The 22,190-nt window shown below is 64.0% G+C and carries 24 protein-coding genes; 12 read left to right on the top strand and 12 right to left on the bottom strand.

Annotated elements, in window-relative coordinates:
* Window positions 1-176 precede the first annotated feature (176 nt).
* Window positions 177-635: a tRNA (cytidine(34)-2'-O)-methyltransferase gene (locus M1E12_RS11255; RefSeq protein ID WP_479564775.1), complete on the top strand. Its 459-nt coding sequence runs from the start codon at window positions 177-179 to the stop codon at window positions 633-635.
* 149 nt (window positions 636-784) lie between these two features.
* Window positions 785-2,095 carry a cell envelope biogenesis protein OmpA gene (locus M1E12_RS11260; RefSeq protein WP_479564776.1) on the top strand — a complete coding sequence of 437 codons (1,311 nt, stop codon included), beginning with the start codon at window positions 785-787 and terminating at the stop codon, window positions 2,093-2,095.
* Window positions 2,096-2,163: 68 nt separating this feature from the next.
* On the opposite strand, the gene M1E12_RS11265 is transcribed toward M1E12_RS11260, so the two are convergent.
* A complete protein-coding gene (locus M1E12_RS11265) occupies window positions 2,164-3,111 on the bottom strand; it encodes a flagellin N-terminal helical domain-containing protein (RefSeq protein WP_479564777.1) in 948 nt (315 codons plus the stop codon).
* Window positions 3,112-3,272: 161 nt separating this feature from the next.
* On the bottom strand, window positions 3,273-3,533 hold the full coding sequence (locus M1E12_RS11270) for a hypothetical protein (protein WP_479564778.1): 261 nt from the start codon (window positions 3,531-3,533) through the stop codon (window positions 3,273-3,275).
* Window positions 3,534-3,685: 152 nt separating this feature from the next.
* On the opposite strand from M1E12_RS11270, the gene hemF reads away from it, so the two are divergent.
* The 3 genes from hemF to M1E12_RS11285 all read left to right on the top strand — a co-directional run bounded on the left by hemF (window position 3,686) and on the right by M1E12_RS11285 (window position 5,368).
* Window positions 3,686-4,600 carry an oxygen-dependent coproporphyrinogen oxidase gene (gene hemF / locus M1E12_RS11275; RefSeq protein ID WP_113458713.1) on the top strand — a complete coding sequence of 305 codons (915 nt, stop codon included), beginning with the start codon at window positions 3,686-3,688 and terminating at the stop codon, window positions 4,598-4,600.
* Window positions 4,601-4,773: 173 nt separating this feature from the next.
* Window positions 4,774-5,049, top strand: coding sequence for a hypothetical protein (locus M1E12_RS11280; protein WP_113458712.1), 276 nt, complete (start codon window positions 4,774-4,776; stop codon window positions 5,047-5,049).
* A 130-nt stretch (window positions 5,050-5,179) separates the two neighbouring features.
* Window positions 5,180-5,368 carry a DUF1059 domain-containing protein gene (locus tag M1E12_RS11285; protein ID WP_113458711.1) on the top strand — a complete coding sequence of 63 codons (189 nt, stop codon included), beginning with the start codon at window positions 5,180-5,182 and terminating at the stop codon, window positions 5,366-5,368.
* Window positions 5,369-5,415: 47 nt separating this feature from the next.
* On the opposite strand, the gene M1E12_RS11290 is transcribed toward M1E12_RS11285, so the two are convergent.
* The 4 genes from M1E12_RS11290 to M1E12_RS11305 all read right to left on the bottom strand — a co-directional run bounded on the left by M1E12_RS11290 (window position 5,416) and on the right by M1E12_RS11305 (window position 8,584).
* The gene (locus M1E12_RS11290) at window positions 5,416-5,904 is read right to left on the bottom strand and encodes a fasciclin domain-containing protein (protein WP_479564779.1); all 489 of its coding nucleotides are present in this window, start codon (window positions 5,902-5,904) and stop codon (window positions 5,416-5,418) included.
* A 174-nt stretch (window positions 5,905-6,078) separates the two neighbouring features.
* Window positions 6,079-7,335 (bottom strand): CCA tRNA nucleotidyltransferase, encoded by a 1,257-nt coding sequence (locus tag M1E12_RS11295; protein WP_479564780.1) that lies wholly within the window; start codon window positions 7,333-7,335, stop codon window positions 6,079-6,081.
* On the bottom strand, window positions 7,332-7,964 hold the full coding sequence (locus tag M1E12_RS11300; protein ID WP_479564781.1) for a CoA pyrophosphatase: 633 nt from the start codon (window positions 7,962-7,964) through the stop codon (window positions 7,332-7,334). Before M1E12_RS11300 ends, M1E12_RS11295 begins: the two co-directional genes overlap by 4 nt.
* A complete protein-coding gene (locus M1E12_RS11305) occupies window positions 7,961-8,584 on the bottom strand; it encodes a DUF1285 domain-containing protein (RefSeq protein ID WP_479564782.1) in 624 nt (207 codons plus the stop codon). The genes M1E12_RS11300 and M1E12_RS11305 overlap by 4 nt, the downstream gene beginning before the upstream one ends.
* A gap of 160 nt (window positions 8,585-8,744) precedes the next feature.
* On the opposite strand from M1E12_RS11305, the gene M1E12_RS11310 reads away from it, so the two are divergent.
* The 4 genes from M1E12_RS11310 to M1E12_RS11325 are packed head-to-tail and all read left to right on the top strand — an operon-like array spanning window position 8,745 to window position 15,588.
* A complete protein-coding gene (locus tag M1E12_RS11310) occupies window positions 8,745-9,758 on the top strand; it encodes an AAA family ATPase (protein WP_113458706.1) in 1,014 nt (337 codons plus the stop codon).
* 16 nt (window positions 9,759-9,774) lie between these two features.
* Window positions 9,775-10,692 (top strand): DUF58 domain-containing protein, encoded by a 918-nt coding sequence (locus M1E12_RS11315; protein WP_479564783.1) that lies wholly within the window; start codon window positions 9,775-9,777, stop codon window positions 10,690-10,692.
* A complete protein-coding gene (locus M1E12_RS11320) occupies window positions 10,692-13,514 on the top strand; it encodes a DUF4159 domain-containing protein (RefSeq protein WP_479564872.1) in 2,823 nt (940 codons plus the stop codon). Before M1E12_RS11315 ends, M1E12_RS11320 begins: the two co-directional genes overlap by 1 nt.
* A gap of 4 nt (window positions 13,515-13,518) precedes the next feature.
* Window positions 13,519-15,588, top strand: coding sequence for a hypothetical protein (locus M1E12_RS11325; RefSeq protein ID WP_479561837.1), 2,070 nt, complete (start codon window positions 13,519-13,521; stop codon window positions 15,586-15,588).
* Between the two features lie 47 nt (window positions 15,589-15,635).
* Here M1E12_RS11325 and M1E12_RS11330 read toward each other — a convergent pair whose 3' ends face one another.
* From M1E12_RS11330 to M1E12_RS11340, 3 genes are all read right to left on the bottom strand, one after another.
* Entirely contained in the window at window positions 15,636-16,133 is a 498-nt protein-coding gene (locus tag M1E12_RS11330; protein WP_479561838.1) for a GNAT family N-acetyltransferase, read from the bottom strand.
* A gap of 85 nt (window positions 16,134-16,218) precedes the next feature.
* On the bottom strand, window positions 16,219-16,749 hold the full coding sequence (locus tag M1E12_RS11335) for a hypothetical protein (RefSeq protein ID WP_479561839.1): 531 nt from the start codon (window positions 16,747-16,749) through the stop codon (window positions 16,219-16,221).
* A 14-nt stretch (window positions 16,750-16,763) separates the two neighbouring features.
* Window positions 16,764-17,939, bottom strand: a complete 1,176-nt coding sequence (locus M1E12_RS11340; protein WP_479561840.1) for a zinc-dependent alcohol dehydrogenase — start codon at window positions 17,937-17,939, stop codon at window positions 16,764-16,766.
* 125 nt (window positions 17,940-18,064) lie between these two features.
* Here M1E12_RS11340 and M1E12_RS11345 point away from each other — a divergent pair, with 125 nt between their 5' ends.
* Both M1E12_RS11345 and M1E12_RS11350 read left to right on the top strand, forming a co-directional pair.
* On the top strand, window positions 18,065-18,484 hold the full coding sequence (locus tag M1E12_RS11345) for a GNAT family N-acetyltransferase (protein WP_479561841.1): 420 nt from the start codon (window positions 18,065-18,067) through the stop codon (window positions 18,482-18,484).
* A 151-nt stretch (window positions 18,485-18,635) separates the two neighbouring features.
* Window positions 18,636-19,760, top strand: coding sequence for an AI-2E family transporter (locus M1E12_RS11350; protein ID WP_479561842.1), 1,125 nt, complete (start codon window positions 18,636-18,638; stop codon window positions 19,758-19,760).
* A 10-nt stretch (window positions 19,761-19,770) separates the two neighbouring features.
* Here M1E12_RS11350 and M1E12_RS11355 read toward each other — a convergent pair whose 3' ends face one another.
* Together M1E12_RS11355 and M1E12_RS11360 are read right to left on the bottom strand one after the other, a co-directional pair.
* Window positions 19,771-19,899: a small membrane protein YohP gene (locus M1E12_RS11355; RefSeq protein WP_479561843.1), complete on the bottom strand. Its 129-nt coding sequence runs from the start codon at window positions 19,897-19,899 to the stop codon at window positions 19,771-19,773.
* A gap of 92 nt (window positions 19,900-19,991) precedes the next feature.
* The gene (locus M1E12_RS11360; protein ID WP_479561844.1) at window positions 19,992-20,555 is read right to left on the bottom strand and encodes a GNAT family N-acetyltransferase; all 564 of its coding nucleotides are present in this window, start codon (window positions 20,553-20,555) and stop codon (window positions 19,992-19,994) included.
* Window positions 20,556-20,804: 249 nt separating this feature from the next.
* Between M1E12_RS11360 and M1E12_RS11365 the strand changes: the two genes are divergently transcribed.
* Entirely contained in the window at window positions 20,805-21,788 is a 984-nt protein-coding gene (locus tag M1E12_RS11365; protein WP_479561845.1) for a glutathione S-transferase family protein, read from the top strand.
* Window positions 21,789-21,791: 3 nt separating this feature from the next.
* On the opposite strand, the gene M1E12_RS11370 is transcribed toward M1E12_RS11365, so the two are convergent.
* On the bottom strand, window positions 21,792-22,190 hold the full coding sequence (locus M1E12_RS11370; protein WP_246035071.1) for an NUDIX domain-containing protein: 399 nt from the start codon (window positions 22,188-22,190) through the stop codon (window positions 21,792-21,794).

Below are 22,190 nucleotides of genomic sequence, written 5' to 3' on the forward strand. Positions count from 1 at the left end.
CCCTCCCGTTTGCGTGTTGAAGAAGAGCCTCGTTCTAACGGTCGCCTGTCGAATTTTCCAGCCGGCTTTCGCGGGCGATGAGACATTGTGCCGCAACTGTTGCAGACCGACCACAGGGCGATCCTCCGGCCAGAGCTCGTCTTGAGCGCTCTTACGGGATCGCCTAAGAGGCTCGCATGTCCGACCTGCGCATCGCCCTTTACCAGCCCGATATTCCCGGCAATACCGGCACCATCCTGAGGCTTGCCGCCTGCCTCGGGCTGAAGGTGGACATCATCGAACCCGCAGGCTTCGTGCTCTCCGACAAGAACCTGAAGCGGGCCGGCATGGACTATCTCGCAAGTGTCGCCATGACCCGCCATGTCAACTGGGAGCGCTTCGACGCGTGGCGCCTGTCGGAAGGTCGCCGCCTGGTGCTCGCCTCCACCAAGGCCGCCCTGCCCTACACCACCTTCGATTATGCGCGAAACGACATCCTGCTCTTCGGCCGTGAAAGCGCGGGCGTCCCGGATCACGTCCATGACCGCGCCGATCACCGGGTGATCATTCCGATGGTTGAAGGTCAGCGCTCGATCAATGTCGCGATGTCCGCCGCCATGATCGTGGGCGAAGCGCTCCGCCAGACCGGCTTCTAAAGTCGGCTCTACAACAGACAGACGTCAAGGCAATCGGTCCGCTCCTGTTCTAGGATGCCGGCACCGCTTGGCGCGCCTCAATCCAACGGCAATTGCTAATTCATCCGGAACGCGATATGCTGCATTGCAGCACAATGGGAGATGAAGTCATGTTCGAGACAGCATTCGCCCTGGGCCTCACCCAGTTCGCCCGATCCTTGAGCTTCCCCGAGCGCGTGAGGCATCGCACGATGCGCAATGCCGCTCTCGAGCCCTGGCGGCTCCGCAACACCGGCATCGATGCGCTCTATTATGACGTCAAGGCGCTGACAGCAGACGAGACCTTCTACATCAGCGACTGCATCGCCTCGCAAGGCCTGATCATGATCGTGCCGCCCACCGGCGGTGGCATGCTGACGCTGTGCGACAGCGTCGAGGAATTCCGTTTGCGCGGTGGCCGCAACGTGCGCGCCATGGCTGTTGCCGGCATCGGCGGTTCGGCCATCGCCGCGGCCGCCTTCGCCCGCAATGTCGCGGATGCGATCGACGCTCCGGTGGCCGCCGTCGTCTCCGGTTACGGCCTCGGCGACATCGTCAACGAGGCAATCGGCGGCGCCTTCCTGTTCGGCTGGCTCGGCCATATCAGAAACAACCTCGAAGTGATCGACGACGTCGTCGGCCGCCCCAAGCTCGGCGCCTATGGCAAGCGGGATCAGGAGACCGACGGCGAGCGGAAGACCGGCCTCGATGCGGACACCGTCTCGACCCTTCTCTCCGACCCGACGCTCTCCTTCACCTTGATCGCCGGTCATTCCCGCGGCAACCGCGTCATCGCCGATGCCCTTTACGCCCTGAAGGCCTCGGATCCCGGACGGCTGGAAACACTGGCCAACACCGCCCGCGTGGTCACCTTCGGCGGTCGGATCAAGATGCCGGAGGCTTTCACCGAGGTCATCGACGTCGTCGGTGAACTCGACTGGTTCGGCGAATTGAACTCCCGGCCGCAAATCCCGACCGACATCAAGGTCCCCTTCTGCGGCCATTCGACCAACACCGATCTGCCGGCCTCGCTCCAGGTCACCAGGATCCTCGGCGAAATCCTGCACGGCACGGCGGCGCCCGCAGAAAGCTCCACGGCGAACGTTGCCACAGAAGCAAAGACGCCTGCCCCTCTGACAGAAGCAGCGGCGGAAACGGCCATGCCCGAACCGGAGACAAGCGAACCCGTGGCTCTGCCGATGATCGTTGAAGCAGCACCCCTGCCGGCGCTCGTCGAAGCCGAGCCGGAGGCTGAACCGTCGCCGCCAGCCGAACCCGAAGCGGCATCCGCGCCCGAAGTGGAGTCTCCCAGCGTCAAGGCCGCAGCCGCCGCAAAGGCGCCGCCTCCTGCGACGAAGGCCGAGCCGGAACCGAAGGCATCGACACCGATCATGGTCCCGCTGGCCCGCGGCAAGACCAAGCGCCCAAGGGCGAAGAGATAGCAGCCACCGGACGACGAAAAGGCCCGCGCGATGCGGGCCTTTTTCGATTCCGGTTCAGCGTGTTGCGCCTAGAGCTTCAACCAGGAGGTCATCGCGACATTGGCCATGTTCAGCGAAGACGACTGCAACTGATCCTGCACCTTCTCCGCCGTCAGGCGCACGCTCTGCTCGTTGAGTTCGGTTTCGACAAGCCGGCTGACGCCAAGCTCGGTGGCGCCGCGCAGGCCTTGCACCAGCACGTCGCCGCTGGTCACCTGATTGCGTGTCGCGCTCACCTCGGCGCTCGCACCCACCATGTCGATGAGCACGCGGTTCAGCGACGAGATCATGCCGTCGATCTCGTCACCGCTCGTGCTGCTGCCGATCCTGATCTCGCGCGCACCGGCTTCGTTCGGCTCGCGGGCCCCGGCTTCCATCAGGTAGTAATTATAGGGAACGCCGCCGAGCGTCGTGCCCGCATAGGCTCGCGTCAACATCCCGTCCTTCGCCTCCTGGCGGGAGATGAGCGTCGACTTGGCCGTATCGAAATCCACCATGTTGATCGACAGACTACCATCCTCGCCCATCGTCACCGAGGCAAGCAGGGAGGCGACCTTCGGCCGACCGCCCGCCTCGACGGCAAGCCAGTTGTCGCCATTGAAGCTGCTCTCGGAGACGAGAGCGCCGAGGTCGGTCTTCATATCCTGGATATCGGCATTGATCGCCTCGCGATCGGCGCCCACGGCCTTGGCCAGCACCAGCTTCTGCTGGATCCGCGCGACGATGTCGGTCGCCTGCTCGAGACCGAGTGCGGCCGTATCCGTGACCGCGGCCGCAATCTCGTTTGCCTCCTGCACGCTGCCGGCAGAGAGGCTGCCGGGCCGCATGGTGGTCGAGATGGACCAGTAACTGGAAGCATCAGCCGGCGTCTCGGCGACCGGCGCCTTGGCAGATGGCTTTGCCACCCGTTCGAGCGCAGACGCGCTCGCCATCGAAGCCGCATTGGCCAGAGACGGGTTGAGCCAGACTGAACTCATGAGAAAACCTTGTGTCGCCTATCATGTCGATCGGAAGCCGGCATCATTCCGGCTGTGTTTGCCAACACTAGCGGTGAGGTTTTGTTTTTGACTTTCTGCGAATGTTAGAATTTTAGCGAGTGGGCGCTTTCACCCGCTGATCGGTTGCAGCAGGTGCCGGATCAATCCGCAGAAGGCAGCCGCCGCATGGTGAATTCGATCTTGTCGCCATCGAGCTGGCGCCAGCTTTCCACCTCTGTCCAATAGGCAGCCTTCGGGAAGGCGTCGAACCACTCCCGCGCCTTGGCGCGCGCTTCTTCCCGCGTCAGGCAATAGGTCTCGCGCACGAATTGCCCGCCCATGCGTCCGGCAGTCCCGGCGCGATGATCGGCAATGCGCTTCTTCAGGCCGTTGAACGACGGTGGGCCAGGTATCTTCGTCATGAAATCCCTCGCATGGCCCAAGATTAATCCAGCCAAAACCGGAAGGCGAGTCGAATTTCCGGGGACACCTCCGCCCTGATATGGCCGCCCGCGGTTTCACCTGATATTCGTTTGCTCTGAAAGAGTTGCCTGACGACGTTGAGGGGGACGAGATGGAGCGACCGCTACTGCCGAAAGGCCTGCCAGAGGACATCGAGGACAAGAAGGCGGCCGCCCGTGCGTGGTTCGAAAGCCTGCGCGACACGATCTGCGCCTCCTTCGAGACCTTGGAGGACGAGGTCACGGGTCCCATGGCCGATCGCGAGCCGGGTCGCTTCACCGCCAAGGACTGGCTGCGCGAAGAGGGTCAGGGCGGCGGCGGTCGCATGTCGATGATGTATGGTCGCGTCTTCGAAAAGGTCGGCGTCCACACATCGACGGTCCATGGCGAGTTCTCTCCCGAGTTCAGAAAGCAGATGCCCGGCGCCGAGGAAGATCCGCGCTTCTGGGCCTCCGGCATCTCCCTGATCGCCCATCCGGTGAACCCCCATGTGCCGACGGTGCACATGAACACCCGCATGGTTGTCACCTCCAGCCAGTGGTTTGGCGGCGGCGCAGACCTTACCCCAGTGCTCGATCGCCGCCGCACGCAGGACGATCCCGACACCCGCCTCTTCCATCGGGCCATGGAAGTCACCTGCGAGCGCCATCCCGCCGTCGCCGATTACGCCGCCTACAAGAAGTGGTGCGACGAATACTTCTACCTGCCCCACCGCAACGAGGCGCGCGGCATCGGCGGCATCTTCTTCGACTGGCTGACCATCGATGAGGACAAGGGCGGCTGGGACGCCAATTTCGCCTTCGTCCAGGATGTCGGCCGTGCCTTCAACCTCGTCTATCCGAAGATCGTCCGGTCCAACTTCAACACGGCCTGGACGGATCAGGACCGGGAAGAACAGCTCGTCCGTCGCGGCCGCTATGTCGAGTTCAACCTGCTCTACGACCGCGGCACGATCTTCGGCCTGAAGACCGGCGGCAATGTCGAATCAATCCTGTCTTCGCTGCCCCCGCTCGTGCGCTATCCGTAATCCACAGGGCGTTACCGCTGACATGTGGATAACCTTTTTCGTTCACGAAAAAGAATGATCGGCGATTCCCGCCGCTTACGACATTGTGTGTCGTTAACTTGACAGTTTGCATTGCGCTCCGTGCTGACACGTCCCATTCTGCGGCCTCACGCAGTATCGAGGAGGAGATTGCGATGACCCCATCCAGCTCAGTATCCGTGTCCCGCGTCAAAGAACCGGCCGACCGCGCGCTCGAAGCACCTGCCCTCATCGACCGCCTGGCCGAGCAGATGCGTCAGTCGAGCGACGTCGACCTGCCCCATTCCTATTTCGTCGAGCAGGTTCGCCTCGGTCTGGCGGGCAAGGATCTCGCCGACCGGCTTGCCGCCAATGACATCGAGACCGGCGCGCATCGTGGCAAACGCCAGCCCGCCCGCTCCGTCTTCCATGCCTGGGCCATGCCCGACTAGTTTCTCCAATCCACCGCGTCGGTTGTCCCTTGCCCGCACCTCGGTGCGGGCATTTTTTTGCAAGTCTGGCCGAACAAAAGCCGGGAAGCCGGTGTTTGCTTAGACGGTCATCACACGGGAGGAGACGATCATGAAGCGCTTCGAATGTGGAACCCTGGTCCCCGGTTGCGATTGGCACACGCGTGCCGACGAGGAGGCCGAAGTCGTCAGACGCGCGGTCGAGCATCTGCGCGTCACCCATGGCGAGGAGATTATCCGGCCCTCGATGGTCGACCACATCAAGGAACGCATCCGCGACGACAACAAGACGACGGCGTGACGAGCCGGAAGCGGAGCCTGAGCAACAGGCTCCGCACGCTTTGCAGGTTAGCTGCTCGGCAGCATGACCTTGTCGATCACATGAATGACGCCGTTATCTGTGCGGATATCGGCGGTCACCACGTTCGCGCCGTCAACCGTCACGCCTGCGCCGGACTTCGTCACCGCAAGCGTGCGGTCACCGCCGCTCTTGATGGTGCGGACATGGATCGTCCGGCCCGGCAGCATGGTCGATGTCAACTCTCGGCCCACCACGTGGTAGCTGAGGATTGCCGCAAGCTGGTCCTTGTTTTCCGGCTTCAGCAGGTTCTCAACGGTCCCGGCCGGCAGCGCGGAAAATGCTTCGTCGGTGGGTGCAAAAACCGTCAGCGGTCCGCCGCCCGACAGCGCGTCGACGAGACCGGCCGCTTGAGCGGCAGCAAGCAGCGTCTTGAAGCTGCCGGCCTGCTGGGCGGTCTCGACAATATTGTTGGCAGACGCCGAGGAAGCGGCGACCGTTATGCCGGCGGCAAGAAATGCAAATGCGATGCGTTTCATGGAAGTCCCTCCTCTGAAAGGCCAGACCAACATCATGTCGATCATCTGAAGCCGACAGGGATACGGGAGGGAGGAGCACCTCAGATTGCGTCAGTCCGGACACTTCTTGTTGAGCCCGTACGCGAGATCCAAAGCCGATCCCGCACGTATTGGCTCATCTTGTTTTCATGAAGTTCACGACTTCGCCAGGGTCTCCAGCCGCGCCAGGAGATCCTCACGCGTCAGATTGAACTGCGACGCGATCCAGCCCTCTTCGAGCTTGCCGAGGATCTCGCCCACCTTGGGGCCCGCGGCGATCCCGGCCGCCAGCACATCGCTACCCTTGACCGGCAGCACCGGCCGCACGAAACCCTCGGCCCGCTTGAGCAGGGCAAAGAGCCGCGCGCTGCGCGCCATGGCCTTCTGGTCATGCTCTGCATTGACGCGTGCGGAGGCGAGTTCGAGCTTCAGCATCGAGATCATCCCGTCCTTGCCGAACCGATAGAGATCGCGGTCGAAGGCAATGTCGGTCACCGTCTCCTGTGGCTTCGGCGCCCGGGCAAACCGGTCGAGCGCCAGCGCTTCGGCATTGGAGAGCCTCAGCCGCTCCGAAAGCGTCACCAGCCGGGCCGCATCCTTCGGCACGATGGCGCAGAGACGCAGCAGCGGATCCGGCGCCCAGCCCAGCGCCTGTTCGGCAGCGATCAGCCCCGGGATCGCATCGATCCCCCATTTTTCCGTCTCCGGCAGGACCTCGGTCAACACGCCCGACTGCCGCATCCACAAAAGCGCTCGGCCCGGATCGCGCGCCGACAAGAGCTTCTTCATCTCCGCCCAGACCCGTTCGGCCGAAAGTGTCTTGAGCTGCGCCCTGGCCCGGGCAGAGGCTTTGAGGCCTTCCGCATCGGGCCGGCCACTGCCGTAATGGGCAAAGAAGCGGAAGAAGCGCAGCACGCGCAGATAATCCTCTGCGATCCGCTGCTCGGCATTGCCGATGAAGCGCACCGTCTTCGTCTCGATATCGGCCAAGCCGCCGACGAGATCGACCACCTCGCCGTCGACACCGACATAAAGCGCGTTCATCGTCAGGTCGCGCCGGTCGGCATCCTCCTGCCACGTCGCCCCGAAGGCGACCTGGGCATGCCGGCCATTGGTCTCGACATCCCGGCGAAGCGTCGTCACCTCATAACCCTTGCCGTCGATGACCAGCGTCACCGTCCCATGCTCGATCCCGGTCGGCACCGCCTTGATCCCCTTGGCCGCAGCCCGGCCGCTCACCTCTTCCGGCAGAAGCGTGGTCGCCAGATCGATATCGCCGACCGGCAGCCCCATCAGACTGTTGCGCACCGCACCGCCGACCACGCGCGTCTCCGCGCCGCCGCTGTTGAGCAGCGCCATCAGCGTCTTCAGTCCCGGATCCTGGAACCAGTCGCGGTCTGCCAGATTGGTCATGCATAGAGCCTTTCATAGAGCGTCCGGATGATGCCGGCGGTGATGCCCCAGATATGCCGTTCCCGATAGGGCATCACATAGAAGTGTCGCACCGCCCCCTGCCACATCCGGCTGTCCTGCCGATGATTGGCCGGGTCCATCAGGAAGGAAAGCGGCACCTCGAAGACGCTGTCCACCTCATGCGGGTTGAGCGTCAGCGAAAACCCAGGCTGAACGATCGAAAGCACCGGCTGGATGCGAAAGCCGGTTCCCGACAGATATTGCGGCAAGCGCCCCACCGTCTCGACGAAGCGGCGGTCGAGACCGATCTCCTCCTCCGCCTCGCGCAGCGCTGCCTCTTCCGGCGAGGCATCAGTCGCATCGATCCCGCCACCTGGAAAGGCGATCTGCCCGGCATGTTTGCGAAGCTTGCTCGTTCGCTGGGTCAGAATGATGCGAGCATCGTCACAGTCGTCGATGACGCCGATCAGCACGGCGGCGTCCTTCAGCTTGAGCTGCTCGTACTGGATGATGGTATCGCGGTTCAGCACATGGTCGCCGTGGTCGCGCCAGGCATGCTCGAGCGGCGCACCCACCTGCTCCAGCGCCCGGCGACGGAAATCATCGGCAGTGAAGGTCTTGAGGCTCATCGGGACAGGCGATCGAGTTCGTCGGCAGGCATCACCGGAAAGACAACGCCGCGCGAGCGCACGGCAAACATCGCCTTGCCATCGATCTCGACGATCTCCCCCCGTTCTACCAGATCATACATCACCGCCCGTGACACCAGCGCCTCGAGCCGGCCGCGCACGGCAAGATAGGGCTTGAGCTCATGGTTCTCGCCGACGATCTCGAACCGCAGCGGATGGTCCGGCCCCGCCTCGACGACATCGCCGACATTGGTGCGGAACGTCAGCACCGACTCACCCGCCTCCTCCGTCACGCTCATCTCTACGGCCACGAAATGCGCATCCTGGACACGTATCCCGACCTTTTCCACAGGCGTGACGAGATAGGTTTTTCCGTCCTCGTCCTTGCGCAGAACGGTCGAAAAGAGCCTGACAAGCGGCTCCCGACCGATGGGGGTCCCCATGTAGAACCAGGTGCCGTCGGCCCGGATTTCCATGTCGAGATCGCCGCAAAAGGGTGGTTCCCAGCGGTCCACCGGCGGCAGTGATGCCTTTCCGCCCGATGTTTGCGCTGACGCGCGCGAAATCAGCGCGGCAAGCCCCGCCGCATCTGTTGTCGCCTTCAGCGTCTCACCTGCCATCTTTGCGTCCCGGTTTTGTCTTTAGCCTATAACAGTCACGAGATAGTCATTCGAAACGTCCTTGTCAGCCGTCCTCTGGCCAATAAGTTAGTTTCAGTAACATGCACCTTACGCGTCCGCTCGATTCGCAGGACACGGCCAGAACCAATTGGAGCAGACCATGGGCATGATGCCAAATCCCGATGCCGCATTGGATGAAAAGGCGATCATCGCCGAGGCCGAAAAGGCGCTGGCCGATATCGCGAACATCCGCCAGGAAGTCGCCAAGGTGATCTTCGGCCAGGAAAAGGTTGTCGAAAACACCCTTCTCGCCATCCTCTCCGGCGGCCATGCCCTCCTCGTCGGTGTGCCCGGCCTCGCCAAGACCAAGCTCGTCACAACCCTCGGCACGGTCCTCGGCCTCGACGCGAACCGCATCCAGTTCACGCCGGACCTGATGCCCTCCGACATCCTCGGCACCGAGGTCATGGACCAGGACGACACCGGCCGCCGCTCCTTCCGCTTCGTCAAGGGTCCGGTCTTCGCCCAGCTCCTGATGGCCGACGAGATCAACCGCGCAAGCCCGCGCACCCAGTCTGCCCTCCTGCAGTCGATGCAGGAATATCACGTCACCATCGCCGGCCAGCCCTACCAGCTGCCCGCCCCCTTCCACGTGCTCGCGACCCAGAACCCGCTGGAGCAGGAAGGCACCTATCCGCTTCCCGAAGCCCAGCTTGACCGCTTCCTGCTGCAGGTCGACGTGCTCTATCCGGAACTGGCTGCCGAGCGGCAGATCCTGCTAGAAACGACCGGCGTCGGTGACAAGCGCGCCAATGCCGTGATCGGTGCCGATCGCCTGATGGAAATTCAGAAACTGATCCGCCAGATGCCGGTCTCCGACACCGTCGTGGACGCGATCCTTTCGCTCGTCCGCTCCGCCCGCCCCGGCCATGGCAACGACACCACCGACAAGAATGTCGCCTGGGGACCGGGCCCGCGTGCCGGCCAGGCCCTGATGCTCTGCGCCCGCGCCCGCGCCCTCTATGAAGGCCGCCTCGCCCCCTCGATCGACGACGTGCACGCACTTGCCGAACCGGTGCTCGAACACCGCATGGCGCTGACCTTTGCGGCGCGCGCCGAGGGCATGACCGTCCGCGACGTCATCGCGGGTCTCGTTTCCGACCTGCGCAAGTAAGGGAGGCCGTATCCGCGTGGCATCGATCGGCCAGATCGTCGAGCAGACAGCCGGAAGCGAGGTGCTCAAGCGCGCCCGCCAGCGCGCCGTGCTGGTGCCTGACTGCATGGTCGAGGCCAAGCGGATCGCCAACACCGTGATCGCCGGCTGGCATGGTCGCCGCAAGCGTGGCATCGGCGAAAACTTCTGGCAGTTCCGTCCCTATGCGGATGGCGAAAGCTTTTCGCGCATCGACTGGCGCCGCTCGGCCCGCGACGACCACATGTATATCCGCGACCGCGAATGGGAAGCCGCCCATACCGTCTGGCTCTGGGCCGACATGTCGCCGTCGATGATGTACAAGTCGACGCTCGCCTCGGTCTCCAAGGAAAGCCGCGCCCTCGTCCTGATGCTGGCGCTCGCCGAAATCCTCGCCCGTTCCGGCGAACGCATCGGTTGCCCCGGCATCATGGAACCGGTCTCAGCCCGCAACGCCGCCGAACGTCTGGCAGCTGCCATCATGCATGCACCGCTGACCGAAGGCCTGCCCGATACCCGCATGATCCGCGGTGCAAGCGACATCGTGTTGATCGGCGATTTCCTCGACGATGCCGACCGCGTCATGCAGCGCATCACGCCACTTGCCCGCCGCGGCCTGCGCGGCCATGTGGTCGAAGTGGCCGATCCCGCGGAAGAAACCTTCCCCTATACCGGCCGCACCGAATTCACCGATCCGGAAACCGGCGAAAAGCTGACCTCCGGCCGCGCCGAGACCCTGCGCGAGGACTATCAGCAGGCCTATCTCGCCCGCCGCGGAACGATGTCCGATCAACTCCGCCGCATGGGCTGGAGCTTCACTCATAACCGCACGGACAGACTGGCCTCCGAGGCCCTCGTCGCCGTCCACATGCACCTGTCGGGCATGCCGCCCGCTGCCATCAGGAGTGCGGGATGATGTTTGGTATTCCGCTCGCCTTCGGCGCTCCCGCCATTCTCGGTGCACTCCTCGCTCTGCCGCTGATCTGGTGGCTGCTGAAGCTGACCCCGCCGCGCCCCAAGGCCGAAGTCTTCCCGCCGCTGAAGATCCTGGCAGGCGTGTTGAAGCGTGAGGAAACGCCCTCGAAAAGCCCCTGGTGGCTCACCCTTCTGCGCATGCTGATGGCCGCGATCGTCATCTTCGCGCTCGCAGACCCCGTGATGAACCCGCGCAACGCCACCCTGTCCGGCGATGGTCCGCTGCTGCTCGTCGTTGACAATGGCTGGGCAACCGTCGGCGACTGGGACCGCCGCGTCGAGACCGCGACGGCCCTCATCGGCGATGCCGCGGATCGAAGCCTGCCCGTCTCGATCGTCTTCACCGCAGATCCGACCCATGATGCGATCCCCGGCACGCCGGCCGTTGCGCTGGAAAAGCTTGCCGCGGCCAGCCCGCAGCCCCAGCGCCCGGATCGCGCGAGAACCATCGAGTCGCTGCGCACCACCTTCTCCGCCGAGACGCCGGGCACGCTCGCCTATGTCTCCGATGGCATCGCGCGCGACGCAGACGACCCCTTCCTGTCCGACCTCGCCAGCCTGTCGCCCGCCGAGTTCCGCATCGTTGAAGGGGATGGGGCAGCGAGTGTGGCGATCACCGGTGCGAACAACGGCTCGGATGCGCTGACCGTCACGCTCTCGCGTCTCAATGCCTCCGAACCACGCAGCCTGATCGTTGACGCCCAGGATCGCCAGGGCCGTGTCATCGCCTCCGGTCAGGTCGATTTTGCCGCCGGCAGCACGGAAGCCTCGGGCGAGATCGCGGCGCCCTTCGAGCTGCGGAACGATTTCGCCCGCCTGTCGGTTGCCGGTATCGCCTCGGCGGGCGCAACCCATCTACTCGACGATGGCTTCCGCCGCCGCAAGGTCGCCCTGATCTCCGGCGACAGCGGCGACGGCTTCCAGCCGCTGCTTTCGCCGCTCTATTACATCGAACGCGCGCTCGGCCCCTATGCCGATGTGGTCAAGCCCGGCCAGACGGATCTCACGGTTGCGATCCCCGAGATCCTCAATCAGAACCCGTCCGCGCTGGTCTTGGCCGATGTCGGTCGTCTGCCAGCCGACGTTTATGACCCGTTGCAGGCCTGGATCAACCGCGGCGGCACGCTGATCCGTTTTGCCGGCCCCCGCCTCGCGGCTGCCCCGGCCGATGATCCGCTGGTCCCGGTCATCCTGCGCCAGGGCGAACGCGCACTCGGCGGCGCTCTCTCCTGGGCCGAGCCGCAGCCACTCGCCGACTTCCCGACCTTTGGCCCCTTTGCTGGCATGCCACGCCCCGAGGGCATTCTGGTCAAACGCCAGGTGCTTGCCGAGCCGACGCCGGATCTGGCCGCCCGCACCTGGGCAAGCCTGGCCGACGGCACGCCGCTGGTCACCGTCGAGGAAACCGGCGCCGGCCGCATTGTGCTCTTCCATGTCAGCGCCGAAGCCACTTGGTCGGACCTTCCGATCTCCGGGACCTTTGTCGAAATGCTCCGCCGCATCGTGCAGCTCACCCGCGTCGGTGCAGCCGAAGCCCAGGCCGGCCAGGCGACGGCACCGTCACTGCCGCCCTTCCGCCTGCTGACCGAGCGCGGTGCCCTCACTGCCGAAGCCGGCGCGGCCAAGCCGCTATCCCTTGGGCCCGAGCGTCCTGAGGCAGCCACCTTCGACAATCCGCCCGGCCTCTATGGCACGGAAGACGGTTTCACGGCGCTGAACCTCTTGCCCGCGGATGCCACGCTGCGTCCGCTGCCCTCGCCGGCCGGCCTCACCGTCACCCGCGACCCGATGGCCGGCACCGCCGCCACGCCGCTGAAGCCCGGCCTGCTGACCCTCGCCTTCCTGCTGCTGGTGATCGACAGCCTGATCGTGCTCTTCATGGGCGGCGCCTTCTCGCGCATGCCGAAGCGTGCGCCCGCTGCCGCCGCATCCATCCTGACGCTCGCCGTCGCGCTCGCGGCTGTTGCCCCATCTGGCCAGGCGCTCGCGCAGTCGGCCGATGCCAAGCCCGGCGACGAACAGATCCTCGAGCGCCTCGACAACACCCATCTTGCCTATGTCATCACGGGCGAAGCCGAGGTCGATCGCCTGTCGGAACAGGGGCTCGCCGGCCTCACCGATTTCCTCACTTACCGGACGACGCTCGAACCCGCGCCGCCTGTTGGTGTCGACATCTCCAAGGACGAGCTTTCCTTCTACCCAATCATCTTCTGGCCAATCTCGGCCTCCGCGCCCATGCCCTCGGCAGCTGCGATCAGCCGCATCGATGCCTATATGCGCGCCGGCGGCACGGTGCTGTTCGATACGCGCGACCAAGGCTCGATGCTCGGAGCGGATACGGGAACCTCGCCGAACGGCGAACGCCTGCAGGCAATCCTCGCCAATATCGACATCCCGCCGCTCGAACCCGTCCCCTCCGATCACGTGCTGACCCGGGCCTTCTATCTGCTGCAGGGTTTTCCCGGCCGCTACAGCGGAAGCCCCCTCTGGGTCGAATCCCGTCAGGAGGCCCAGTCGAGCAACAGTGCGGTCGCCTCCTCCGGCGATGGCGTGACCCCGATCATGATCACCGGCAATGATCTCATGGGCGCCTGGGCGATCGATGCCAACGGTGCAAGCGTGCTGCCCGTCGTGCCCGCAGACGAAATGCAGCGCGAGATGTCCTTCCGCTCCGGCGTCAACATCATGATGTATATGCTGACAGGCAACTACAAGGCAGACCAGGTCCACGTGCCGGCTTTGCTCGAACGACTGGGGCAGTGAGACCATGACGCTCGAATTCGCCCCCTTCATTCCCTGGATTGCGATCGGACTGCTGGCCGTTCTGGCCGTCGTCCTCTCCGTGCTCGGCTTCCTGCGCGGCGTGCGCGGCACGGCCATCCGTCTCGCCGCCTCCATCGCCGTTCTGGCAGCACTCGCCAATCCGCTGCTGCTGCAGGAAGAGCGTGATCCGCTGACCACCGTTGTGCCCGTGATCGTCGACCGCAGCCAGAGCCAGCAGATCGCCGGTCGCGCCGACGAGACCGATCAGGCGCTGCAAGGCATCCGCGACCGTCTCGGCCGCTTCGCCAATATCGAGCCGCGCATCGTTGAAGTCACCGACCCTGGCGACAGCGACGCCCCCTCGACCAAGCTTTTCGAAGCCCTGGCCGCAGCAACGACCGACGTGCCCCCGGCCCGCGTCGGCGGCGCGATCTTCGTCACCGACGGTCAGGTTCATGACATCCCGGCTGAGAACCAGCCGCTCCCCTTCGATGCCCCGGTGCATTCTCTGATCACCGGCAAGGCGGACGAATTTGATCGCCGGATCGAGATCCTGCGCGCACCGCGTTTCGGCATCGTTGACGAGGAACAGGAATTGACCTTCCGCGTCTTCGACGACGGCGAGGCCTCCAACCAGCCGGCGAACATCTCCGTGAAGATGAACGGAGAAGACCTCGGCATCGTCCCGGCCGTGCCCGGCGCCGAGACCTCCTTCGCCTTCCGCGTGCCCCGTGGCGGCAACAATGTGCTCGAATTTTCCGTCGCCGCCACACCGGGCGAAGTGACCGACGTCAACAACCGCGCCATTCACCTGATCGAGGGCATCCGCCAGAACCTGCGCGTGCTGCTCGTCTCCGGCGAACCTCATGCCGGCGAGCGCGCCTGGCGCAACCTCTTGAAGTCGGACGCCTCTGTCGACCTCGTGCACTTCACCATCCTGCGCCCGCCGGAAAAGCAGGACGGCACGCCGATCAATGAACTCTCGCTGATCGCCTTCCCCACCCGCGAGTTGTTCGTCGAGAAGATCAACGATTTCGACCTGATCATCTTCGACCGCTACCAGCATCGCGGCGTGCTGCCGATCCTCTATTACGACTACATCGCCGAATATGTGAGGAACGGCGGCGCGCTGCTGATTGCCGCCGGCCCCGAACATGCCGGCCAGGATTCGATCGCGCTAACCCCGCTCTCCTCCGTTCTGCCGGCCACGCCGACCGGCGACGTGCACCAGGCCGGCTTCTATCCGCGCCTCTCGGACCAGGGCAAACGCCATCCGGTCACCCGTGGCCTCGATGGCTCGGCCGTCGAGCCGCCGCAATGGGGCCGCTGGTTCCGCAGCGTCGATGTCGGCCGCACCGATGGCGAAACCGTCATGACCGCCGACGGCGACCGCCCGCTGCTCGTTCTGAACCGCGCCAATGAAGGCCGCGTCGCAATGCTGCTCTCCGATCAGGGCTGGCTCTGGGCCCGTGGCTTCGAAGGCGGCGGCCCGCATGTCTCGCTCTATCGCCGCATCGCCCACTGGCTGATGAAGGAGCCGGAACTCGAGGAAGAAGCTCTGAAGGCGCGCGCCACCGGCCGCACGCTGGAAGTCACCCGCCAGACCATCGGCGACGCCCCTGGCCCGGCAACGATCACCACGCCCTCGGGCGAAACGATTGCGCTGAACCTCAACGAGATCCAGCCCGGCCTCTATCGCGGCGAACGCCGCATGACCGAAACCGGCCTCTTCACCGTGACCAATGGCGACTTCTCGACCCTCGTCCATGTCGGCGCAGTCGACGCGCCAGAATTCCGCGCGATGATCTCGACAACGGACACGCTGTCGCCGATCAGCGAGGAAACCCGCGGCCTCACCGCCCGTCTCGACGACGGCGACGCCTCCGTCCGCATCCCCGACATCCTGCCGGTGCGCGGCGAAGTCCGCGTAGCCGATGACCGCCGGATGCTGATCCGCCTCACCGACGAGACGGTGCTGAAGGGCGTCAACACGCTGCCGCTCTTCGCCGGTTTTGCGGGACTTGGGATCCTCCTGTTGGCCGTCTCGGCCATGTGGTGGCGCGAGGGGCGCTGAAGCCACGCCTTCGCCTTCGCCATTGCACCGATCAGCAGACCGGTTGCTCAATAGTGACGGTAAACCAGATCGTCCGGTGACGGCCGCTCGGCCTTCGGGTCCAGCTCGGCGCCGAGCCGCACGGCAAGCCCCGCCGATCGCTTGTTGGCGGGATCGACATAGCTGACAAGGCTCGGCAATTGCCGAACCTCTTTCGCCCAGCTGAGCATCGCTTCCGCAGCCTCACGGGCATAGCCTCTGCCCTCGAATTCCGGATACACGAACCATCCCAGTTCGAACTCGGGAAACAGAGGTCCAACATTGATCCCCACCTGCCCCACGCAGGCACCAGTCACGGTCTCGTCGATCATCAGAGCGCCGCAGCCGAACAGGTCCCACTGCGCATGGTCGCCGCAGAACATGCCCCAGGCAGCGGCATCGGAAAATGGACCACCCATGTACTGGGCGCGCTCCGAACCCATCAGCCGGCGATAGGCGGCCCAGTCCTCGGAGCGCATGGGACGCAGGGTGAGACGTGCGGTGGTCAGGGTTGGAACGGAAAACATGTTTGTCCTGAGGCGATGGTCTCCAGCGTCTCTCTTTAACAATGAAACCGTAGCACTAGCCAGCCTCTCCGTAACAGCGAGCCACTCATCCCATCAACGCCTTCGCCTTTTCCTTCGCCAGCCCGCGAGAGGCTGATACCCCCTTCGGAAAGCCGCTCCTGTCGCCGAAGTCCTTGACCTCGCCGCGGCGCAAGTGTCGCCCGGTGGCAGCACCCGCGGCGATGAAGTCGAGCAGCGTCACGCCCGCCACCATGACGAGCGCGATCGCCACATTGTCCTGCTTCGGATTGTCGGGATGCATGGCCGATCCAAGCGCGACGATGTCGAGGCCGTCGCCGGCGATGCGGCTGGCAAGCCCCACCTCCTTGTCGACCGAAAGCGTCATCATGCCCGAGCCGATCTCGCGAAGCCCATAGGACCGGACCATGACTTCCTGCCCCTCCATGCCGAGCGCGCGCGTGATGCGGTGAGCGCCGAACAGTTCGACGAGGCCGAGCCCTATGCTGAACCAGCCGAGATTGCGGGCAAGCCGGTCCGAAGAGGAAAAGGAGCTCGGCCCCTTCTCCAGAACCTTCGGATCGCTCTTGGAACGTTTGAGTGTGCTGAGCAAATTCATGGCGATATCTCCGGTTACGGCTTCAGGACGACCTTGATGCAGCTGTCCTGCTTGTCGCGGAACACCTTGTACATCTCGGGCCCCTCTTCGAGGCCGACGGTGTGGGTGATGACGAAGGACGGGTCAATCTGCCCCTCCTCGATCCGGCGCACCAGATCGTCCGTCCAGCGCTTCACATGCGTCTGACCCATGCGGAAGGTCAGCCCCTTGTTCATCGCCATGCCCATCGGCACCTTGTCGATGAGGCCGCTATAGACGCCCGGAATGGAGATGATGCCGCCCGGCCGGCAGACATAGATCATCTCGCGCAGCACATGCGGCCGATCGTTTTCCATCAGCATCATCTGCTTGGCGCGATCCATCAGCGTGTCGGGATGGCTCATCGAGACATGGCTTTCCATGCCGACGGCATCGATGCACTTCTCCGGCCCCTTGCCCTTGGTCAGTTCATCGAGCCGTTCGATGACGCTCTCTTCCTTGAAGTTGATGGGGATTGCGCCGCCGGCCTCGGCCATGGAGAGACGCTCGGGAAGGTAATCGATCGCCACGACCTGCGCCGCACCGAGCAGCACGGCACTGCGGATCGCCATCTGCCCGACGGGACCGCAGCCCCAGACGACGACGGTGTCGGTCGGCTCGATCTCGCACTGGACCGCCGCCTGCCAGCCGGTCGGCAGGATATCGCTCAAGAACAGCGCCTGCTCGTCGCTCATGCTGTCGGGCACCTTGATATGCGTGCTGTCGGCATAGGGTACCCGCAGATACTCCGCCTGCCCGCCCGGATAGCCACCCGTCAAATGGGTGTAGCCGAAGAGACCGCCGGCCGTATGACCGAAGACCTTCTCGGACAGTTCCTTCTTGCGGTTGGTCGTCTCGCAGACGGAGTAATTGCCGCGGCGACACTGCTCGCATTCACCGCAGGTGATGGTGAAGGGAATGACGACCCGGTCACCCTTCTTCAGCGTGCCGTTCAGACCGGAGCCGGTCTCGACGACCTCGCCCATGGTCTCGTGGCCCATGATGTCGCCCGGCATCATCGCCGGCACGAAATTGTGGAAGAGATGCAGGTCCGAGCCGCAGATCGCGCAGCTCGTCACCTTGATGATCGCATCCCGTGGATCCTCGATCTCCGGATCCGATACCCGATCACATCGAATATCCTCCTTGCCGTGCCATACCAATGCGCGCATCCGGGTCTCCTCGCTGTCTTCGCTGTTCAGGTTGATGCCTGCCCAACAAGAACTGCGCCGAACGGTTCCGACAAAGTTTGAGAGCCACCCTCGACAGGGCCACGCTGAGCAGCGAAACTGCAGGCATGACGACACCGCTCACCCTGACAGACACTGTTCCCGAAGCCGCCCGCGAGAAGATCCTCGCCGGCATCCGCGCGCACAACGACACCCTGCTCGGCCCGACAGACCGCAGGGAGCTCTTCATCCCGATCACGGCGGAGAACGGGAGCGTCGATGGTGGCCTGATCGGCTATACCGGTCGAGGTTGGCTATACGTGGAACTGCTCTTGGTCCCCGAACGTCTGCGCGGACAAGGCATGGCCGGCAAACTTCTGGCATTGGCCGAAGAGGAAGCCAGATCCCGCGGCTGCATCGGTGCCAATATCGACACGATCAATCCCGTGGCACGTCGCGCTTACGAACGCGCCGGATACAGCGTCTTCGGCCGCATCGAGAATTTTGCGCAGGGCCATGATATCTGCTGGCTGCTCAAGCGGTTCTGAGGTTTTTTTCGCCCGGCCTCGTATCTCCTTTTCTGCGCCTTCCCTTCAAAGCCATATCGTCCGATCGCGGAACATCACGCCTGCGCAGTTGTTCCACTTGTGCGGTCACGGCGGCCGACCGCGGCCATCGACGCGAACAAGGGGCGATCAAATGACACGACAGGATATGGCACCGCACCAGCGTGTGGAGCGGGAAAGAGGATGGTCGAGACCTTCGATCTCGCTTGCGGTGCTGGCAGCGGCGTTGATCCTGTTCCTCGTCCTGCTGCCGGGTACCGTGCTGATGATCTTTGCAGGCATGCTGCTCGCAGTCTTCTTCCGCGCCGGCGGCGTCTGGCTCGCCCGTCACCTTTCGCTGCGCCCTGTCTGGGGTGTTGCCCTGTTCCTGCTGGCGATCCTGCTCGGCCTGGCGCTCGCCGGCACGGCGGCCGCCCCGGCCATCTCGACGCAGTTCGATGAACTATGGCGCCAGATCCCGGACGCGGCCGAGAGCCTCACCTCCCGCGTCGAGCAATATGCCTGGGGTCGAGAAATCCTCAATCGCATGGGCGAAGCCGACATCTGGTCGGGTGCCTTCGGCGGGGCGGCAACCCAGGCGCTCGGCTCCGCCTTCGGCTATCTCGGCAACACCGTGCTTCTGCTGTTCATCGCCCTTTACGGCGCCTTCGACCCGGGCACCTATCGCCGCGGCTTCATCAAGCTCTTCGCGCCCTCGCTGCGCCCCGAAGCAAGCGAAGTGCTGAACGAAAGCGTCGCGACGCTGCAAAGCTGGCTCTCCGCACAGCTGATCTCGATGTCGGTCGTCGGGATCCTCACCGGCCTAGGCCTGTGGCTCATCGGCATTCCGCTTGCTCTGGTGCTGGGACTGATCGCCGGCCTGCTCGCCTTCATCCCGAATGTCGGGCCGATCCTCGCCGCAATACCCGGCCTCCTGCTCGCCGTTCCGGACGGCACGAACGCTGTACTGATGGTGCTCGCCGTCTATCTCTCCGTGCAGACGCTGGAGAGTTACGTGGTCACACCTCTTGTACAGAAGGAAAAGGTCTCGCTGCCGCCCGTCCTGGTCATCTCTTCGCAGCTGATCTTCGGAACGCTCTTCGGGCTGATCGGCCTTGCAATGGCAACCCCGCTCACGGCGCTCGGAATGCAGCTGATCGACCGCGTCTATGTCGGGGCATGGCTGGAACGGGAGCGTCCGTCGTCGGAAATCATCACGGAGGCTTCAGCGAATACGAAGCCGGAGACGAGCGGCAAGGCCGCCCGCCTAAGCTCCTAGACATCAGGTCTTAGAAAATCAGCATCAGGAACAGGATCACCACGATCAGCCCGATGAGAAAGATGGCTCCGACTGTTCCACCGATGAACTTAAGCATGTCAGCGTCTCCTCTCTGGTTCAGCGCATGATCGACCGGCAAGCGGCCGATCTCTGCGGGGACAAGACAGGGGGAACAGCTCAGTTCAACCTTGGTTCCACTCAGGGCACCTGAACACCGGGAATGGTGGAGGATCAGCCTGCCGCATAGGCCTTGGCGGATGTGAAGGTGCTCAGGGCTTCCACCTGAGACGCTTCAGGATCATGCCACGCGATCACGCCCTTCAGCCGCGCATGCACATCATCCGCCAAGGGCACAACCAGCACGCGGTTTGGGTCGACCGGCCCCGGAAACTCCAGCGCCTTATAGGCGACCTTCTCGAAACCGAGCGGCATGTAATAGGGCGGGTCGCCGATCAGGATGACGCCTTCCGAGCCCTTGCGCCGTGCCGCTTCGATCGCGATCCGCACGAGTTCGCGGCCAATGCCCCGGTTCTTGTGGGAAGGCCGCACGGCAAGCGGCCCGAGCAGATGTCCCTTCACGCCACCGGCAAGCACCGGCGTCATGCGCACGGAGGCAATCGTCTCGCCATTGTCGGCACAGATGAAGGAGAGCGACCGGTCATGCGGCCCCTGCTCGCGAATGCGCGCGGCAGCACGCGTGTGCCGACCGGGACCAAAGGCTTCTTCGTTGATGACTTCAATAACCGCGTCGTGCGACGCATCCTCGGTGAGGTAGACAAGGCCGGAGTGAAACATGGATGACCGAAACCAGTAGACAGACAGCAATTAGGTTCAATCGCACGGGGCTCGTGCGTTCGAGAGCTTCAGCGTCGTCGTGGGTTCCGTGCGATGGTCATAGGGGCCTTCTAGGTTTTGAGTTTGGTTCCGATAGCAGCAAAATTTATTCCCGTCCAACGGAAAACGCAGTGTTCAACCCATCGCCCCTCGCAATCGCGGCCAACCGCCGTATCTTCCGGGTCAAGTTGAAACGACAAGGAACCGATCATGGGCAGGCTGGTAGATGGCATCTGGCAGGACGTCTGGTACGACACGAAATCGACATCCGGGCATTTCAAGCGCGCCGATTCGAGCTTCCGCAACTGGGTGACGGCGGATGGTTCGGCCGGTCCCTCCGGTGAAGGCGGCTTCAAGGCAGAGGCCGGGCGCTATCACCTCTATGTCTCCTATGCCTGTCCCTGGGCCCACCGGACGCTGATCTTCCGCAAGCTGAAGGGTCTCGAAGACCTGATCTCGGTCTCGGTCGTCGATCCCCTGATGCTGGAAAACGGTTGGGAATTTCATGAGCGCGACGGCGCGACTGCCGACCAACTCTTCGGCTCCGACTATCTCTGGCAGGTCTATGTCAAGGCCGACCCGAATTTCTCGGGCCGCGTGACCGTCCCCGTCCTCTGGGACAAGCAGAAAGGTACGATCGTCTCCAACGAGTCGGCCGAAATCATCCGCATGTTCAATTCGGCCTTCGACCACCTGACGGGCTCGACCCTCGACATGCATCCTGAGGCTCTGCATGCCGAAATCGACGAAGTGAACAAACGCGTCTACGACACCGTCAACAACGGCGTCTACAAGGCCGGTTTCGCCACGACCCAGGAAGCTTATGAAAGTGCGGTCTTCCCGCTCTTCGAAACGCTCGATTGGCTGGAAGATCGCCTGAAGACCCAGCGCTATCTCTTCGATAACAGCATGACGGAGGCCGACTGGCGGCTCTTCACCACGCTCGTGCGTTTCGACCCCGTCTATGTCGGCCACTTCAAGTGCAATATCCGCCGCATCGCGGATTACCCGGCACTATCCGCCTATCTGCGCGACCTCTACCAGACGCCGGGTGTGGCCGAGACGGTCGAGATGCGCCACATCAAGCATCACTATTACCGCAGCCACACCATGATCAACCCGACCGGCGTCGTTCCCGTTGGCCCGGACGAGGACCTGACCGCCCCGCACGGCCGTGAGACGCTTGGCGCCTGATCTTCACCAGTAATGCGCGGGGGAGGTTTCCCCGCGCAGCTCCGCGATGCGAAGCCGCGTTGCCTCGGTCGTGCCTTCCGGCAGGGCGTCGAGCGGGAAGAAGCCGGCTTCCGCGATCTCCCGGTCGGCAGGTCGCTCGGCCGTCTGCCGCACGTCGACGCGGTAGAGAAGAACATGGTCACGCCCGCTGATCCGCGCGTTGAAATAGACGTGGAAGAGCGCCGGGACGCTGATCGCCTCCAGATTGCCCTCCTCCCGCATCTCCTTGATCAGCGCATCCATCGCCGTCTCGCCGCGCTCCACGCCGCCACCCGGCAGATGCCAGCCGGGCACATAGGTATGGCGCACGAGAAAGATCCGGCCGGCCTCGTCGAAACAGGCGGCCCGTACGCCGAGCGTCAT

This window comes from Rhizobium sp. K33, assembly GCF_056501445.1.

Coding starts and splice junctions, on each gene's coding strand:
- M1E12_RS11265 (WP_479564777.1), bottom strand. CDS start 3,111: ATGAGTTCAGTCTGGCTCAACCCGTCTCTGGCCAATGCGGCTTCGATG.
- M1E12_RS11290 (WP_479564779.1), bottom strand. CDS start 5,904: ATGAAACGCATCGCATTTGCATTTCTTGCCGCCGGCATAACGGTCGCC.
- M1E12_RS11305 (WP_479564782.1), bottom strand. CDS start 8,584: ATGGCAGGTGAGACGCTGAAGGCGACAACAGATGCGGCGGGGCTTGCC.
- M1E12_RS11295 (WP_479564780.1), bottom strand. CDS start 7,335: ATGACCAATCTGGCAGACCGCGACTGGTTCCAGGATCCGGGACTGAAG.
- M1E12_RS11350 (WP_479561842.1), top strand. CDS start 18,636: ATGACACGACAGGATATGGCACCGCACCAGCGTGTGGAGCGGGAAAGA.
- M1E12_RS11325 (WP_479561837.1), top strand. CDS start 13,519: ATGACGCTCGAATTCGCCCCCTTCATTCCCTGGATTGCGATCGGACTG.
- M1E12_RS11340 (WP_479561840.1), bottom strand. CDS start 17,939: ATGCGCGCATTGGTATGGCACGGCAAGGAGGATATTCGATGTGATCGG.
- M1E12_RS11365 (WP_479561845.1), top strand. CDS start 20,805: ATGGGCAGGCTGGTAGATGGCATCTGGCAGGACGTCTGGTACGACACG.
- hemF (WP_113458713.1), top strand. CDS start 3,686: ATGGAGCGACCGCTACTGCCGAAAGGCCTGCCAGAGGACATCGAGGAC.
- M1E12_RS11320 (WP_479564872.1), top strand. CDS start 10,692: ATGTTTGGTATTCCGCTCGCCTTCGGCGCTCCCGCCATTCTCGGTGCA.
- M1E12_RS11285 (WP_113458711.1), top strand. CDS start 5,180: ATGAAGCGCTTCGAATGTGGAACCCTGGTCCCCGGTTGCGATTGGCAC.
- M1E12_RS11345 (WP_479561841.1), top strand. CDS start 18,065: ATGACGACACCGCTCACCCTGACAGACACTGTTCCCGAAGCCGCCCGC.
- M1E12_RS11310 (WP_113458706.1), top strand. CDS start 8,745: ATGGGCATGATGCCAAATCCCGATGCCGCATTGGATGAAAAGGCGATC.
- M1E12_RS11360 (WP_479561844.1), bottom strand. CDS start 20,555: ATGTTTCACTCCGGCCTTGTCTACCTCACCGAGGATGCGTCGCACGAC.
- M1E12_RS11335 (WP_479561839.1), bottom strand. CDS start 16,749: ATGAATTTGCTCAGCACACTCAAACGTTCCAAGAGCGATCCGAAGGTT.
- M1E12_RS11330 (WP_479561838.1), bottom strand. CDS start 16,133: ATGTTTTCCGTTCCAACCCTGACCACCGCACGTCTCACCCTGCGTCCC.
- M1E12_RS11300 (WP_479564781.1), bottom strand. CDS start 7,964: ATGAGCCTCAAGACCTTCACTGCCGATGATTTCCGTCGCCGGGCGCTG.
- M1E12_RS11270 (WP_479564778.1), bottom strand. CDS start 3,533: ATGACGAAGATACCTGGCCCACCGTCGTTCAACGGCCTGAAGAAGCGC.
- M1E12_RS11280 (WP_113458712.1), top strand. CDS start 4,774: ATGACCCCATCCAGCTCAGTATCCGTGTCCCGCGTCAAAGAACCGGCC.
- M1E12_RS11260 (WP_479564776.1), top strand. CDS start 785: ATGTTCGAGACAGCATTCGCCCTGGGCCTCACCCAGTTCGCCCGATCC.
- M1E12_RS11255 (WP_479564775.1), top strand. CDS start 177: ATGTCCGACCTGCGCATCGCCCTTTACCAGCCCGATATTCCCGGCAAT.
- M1E12_RS11370 (WP_246035071.1), bottom strand. CDS start 22,190: ATGACGCTCGGCGTACGGGCCGCCTGTTTCGACGAGGCCGGCCGGATC.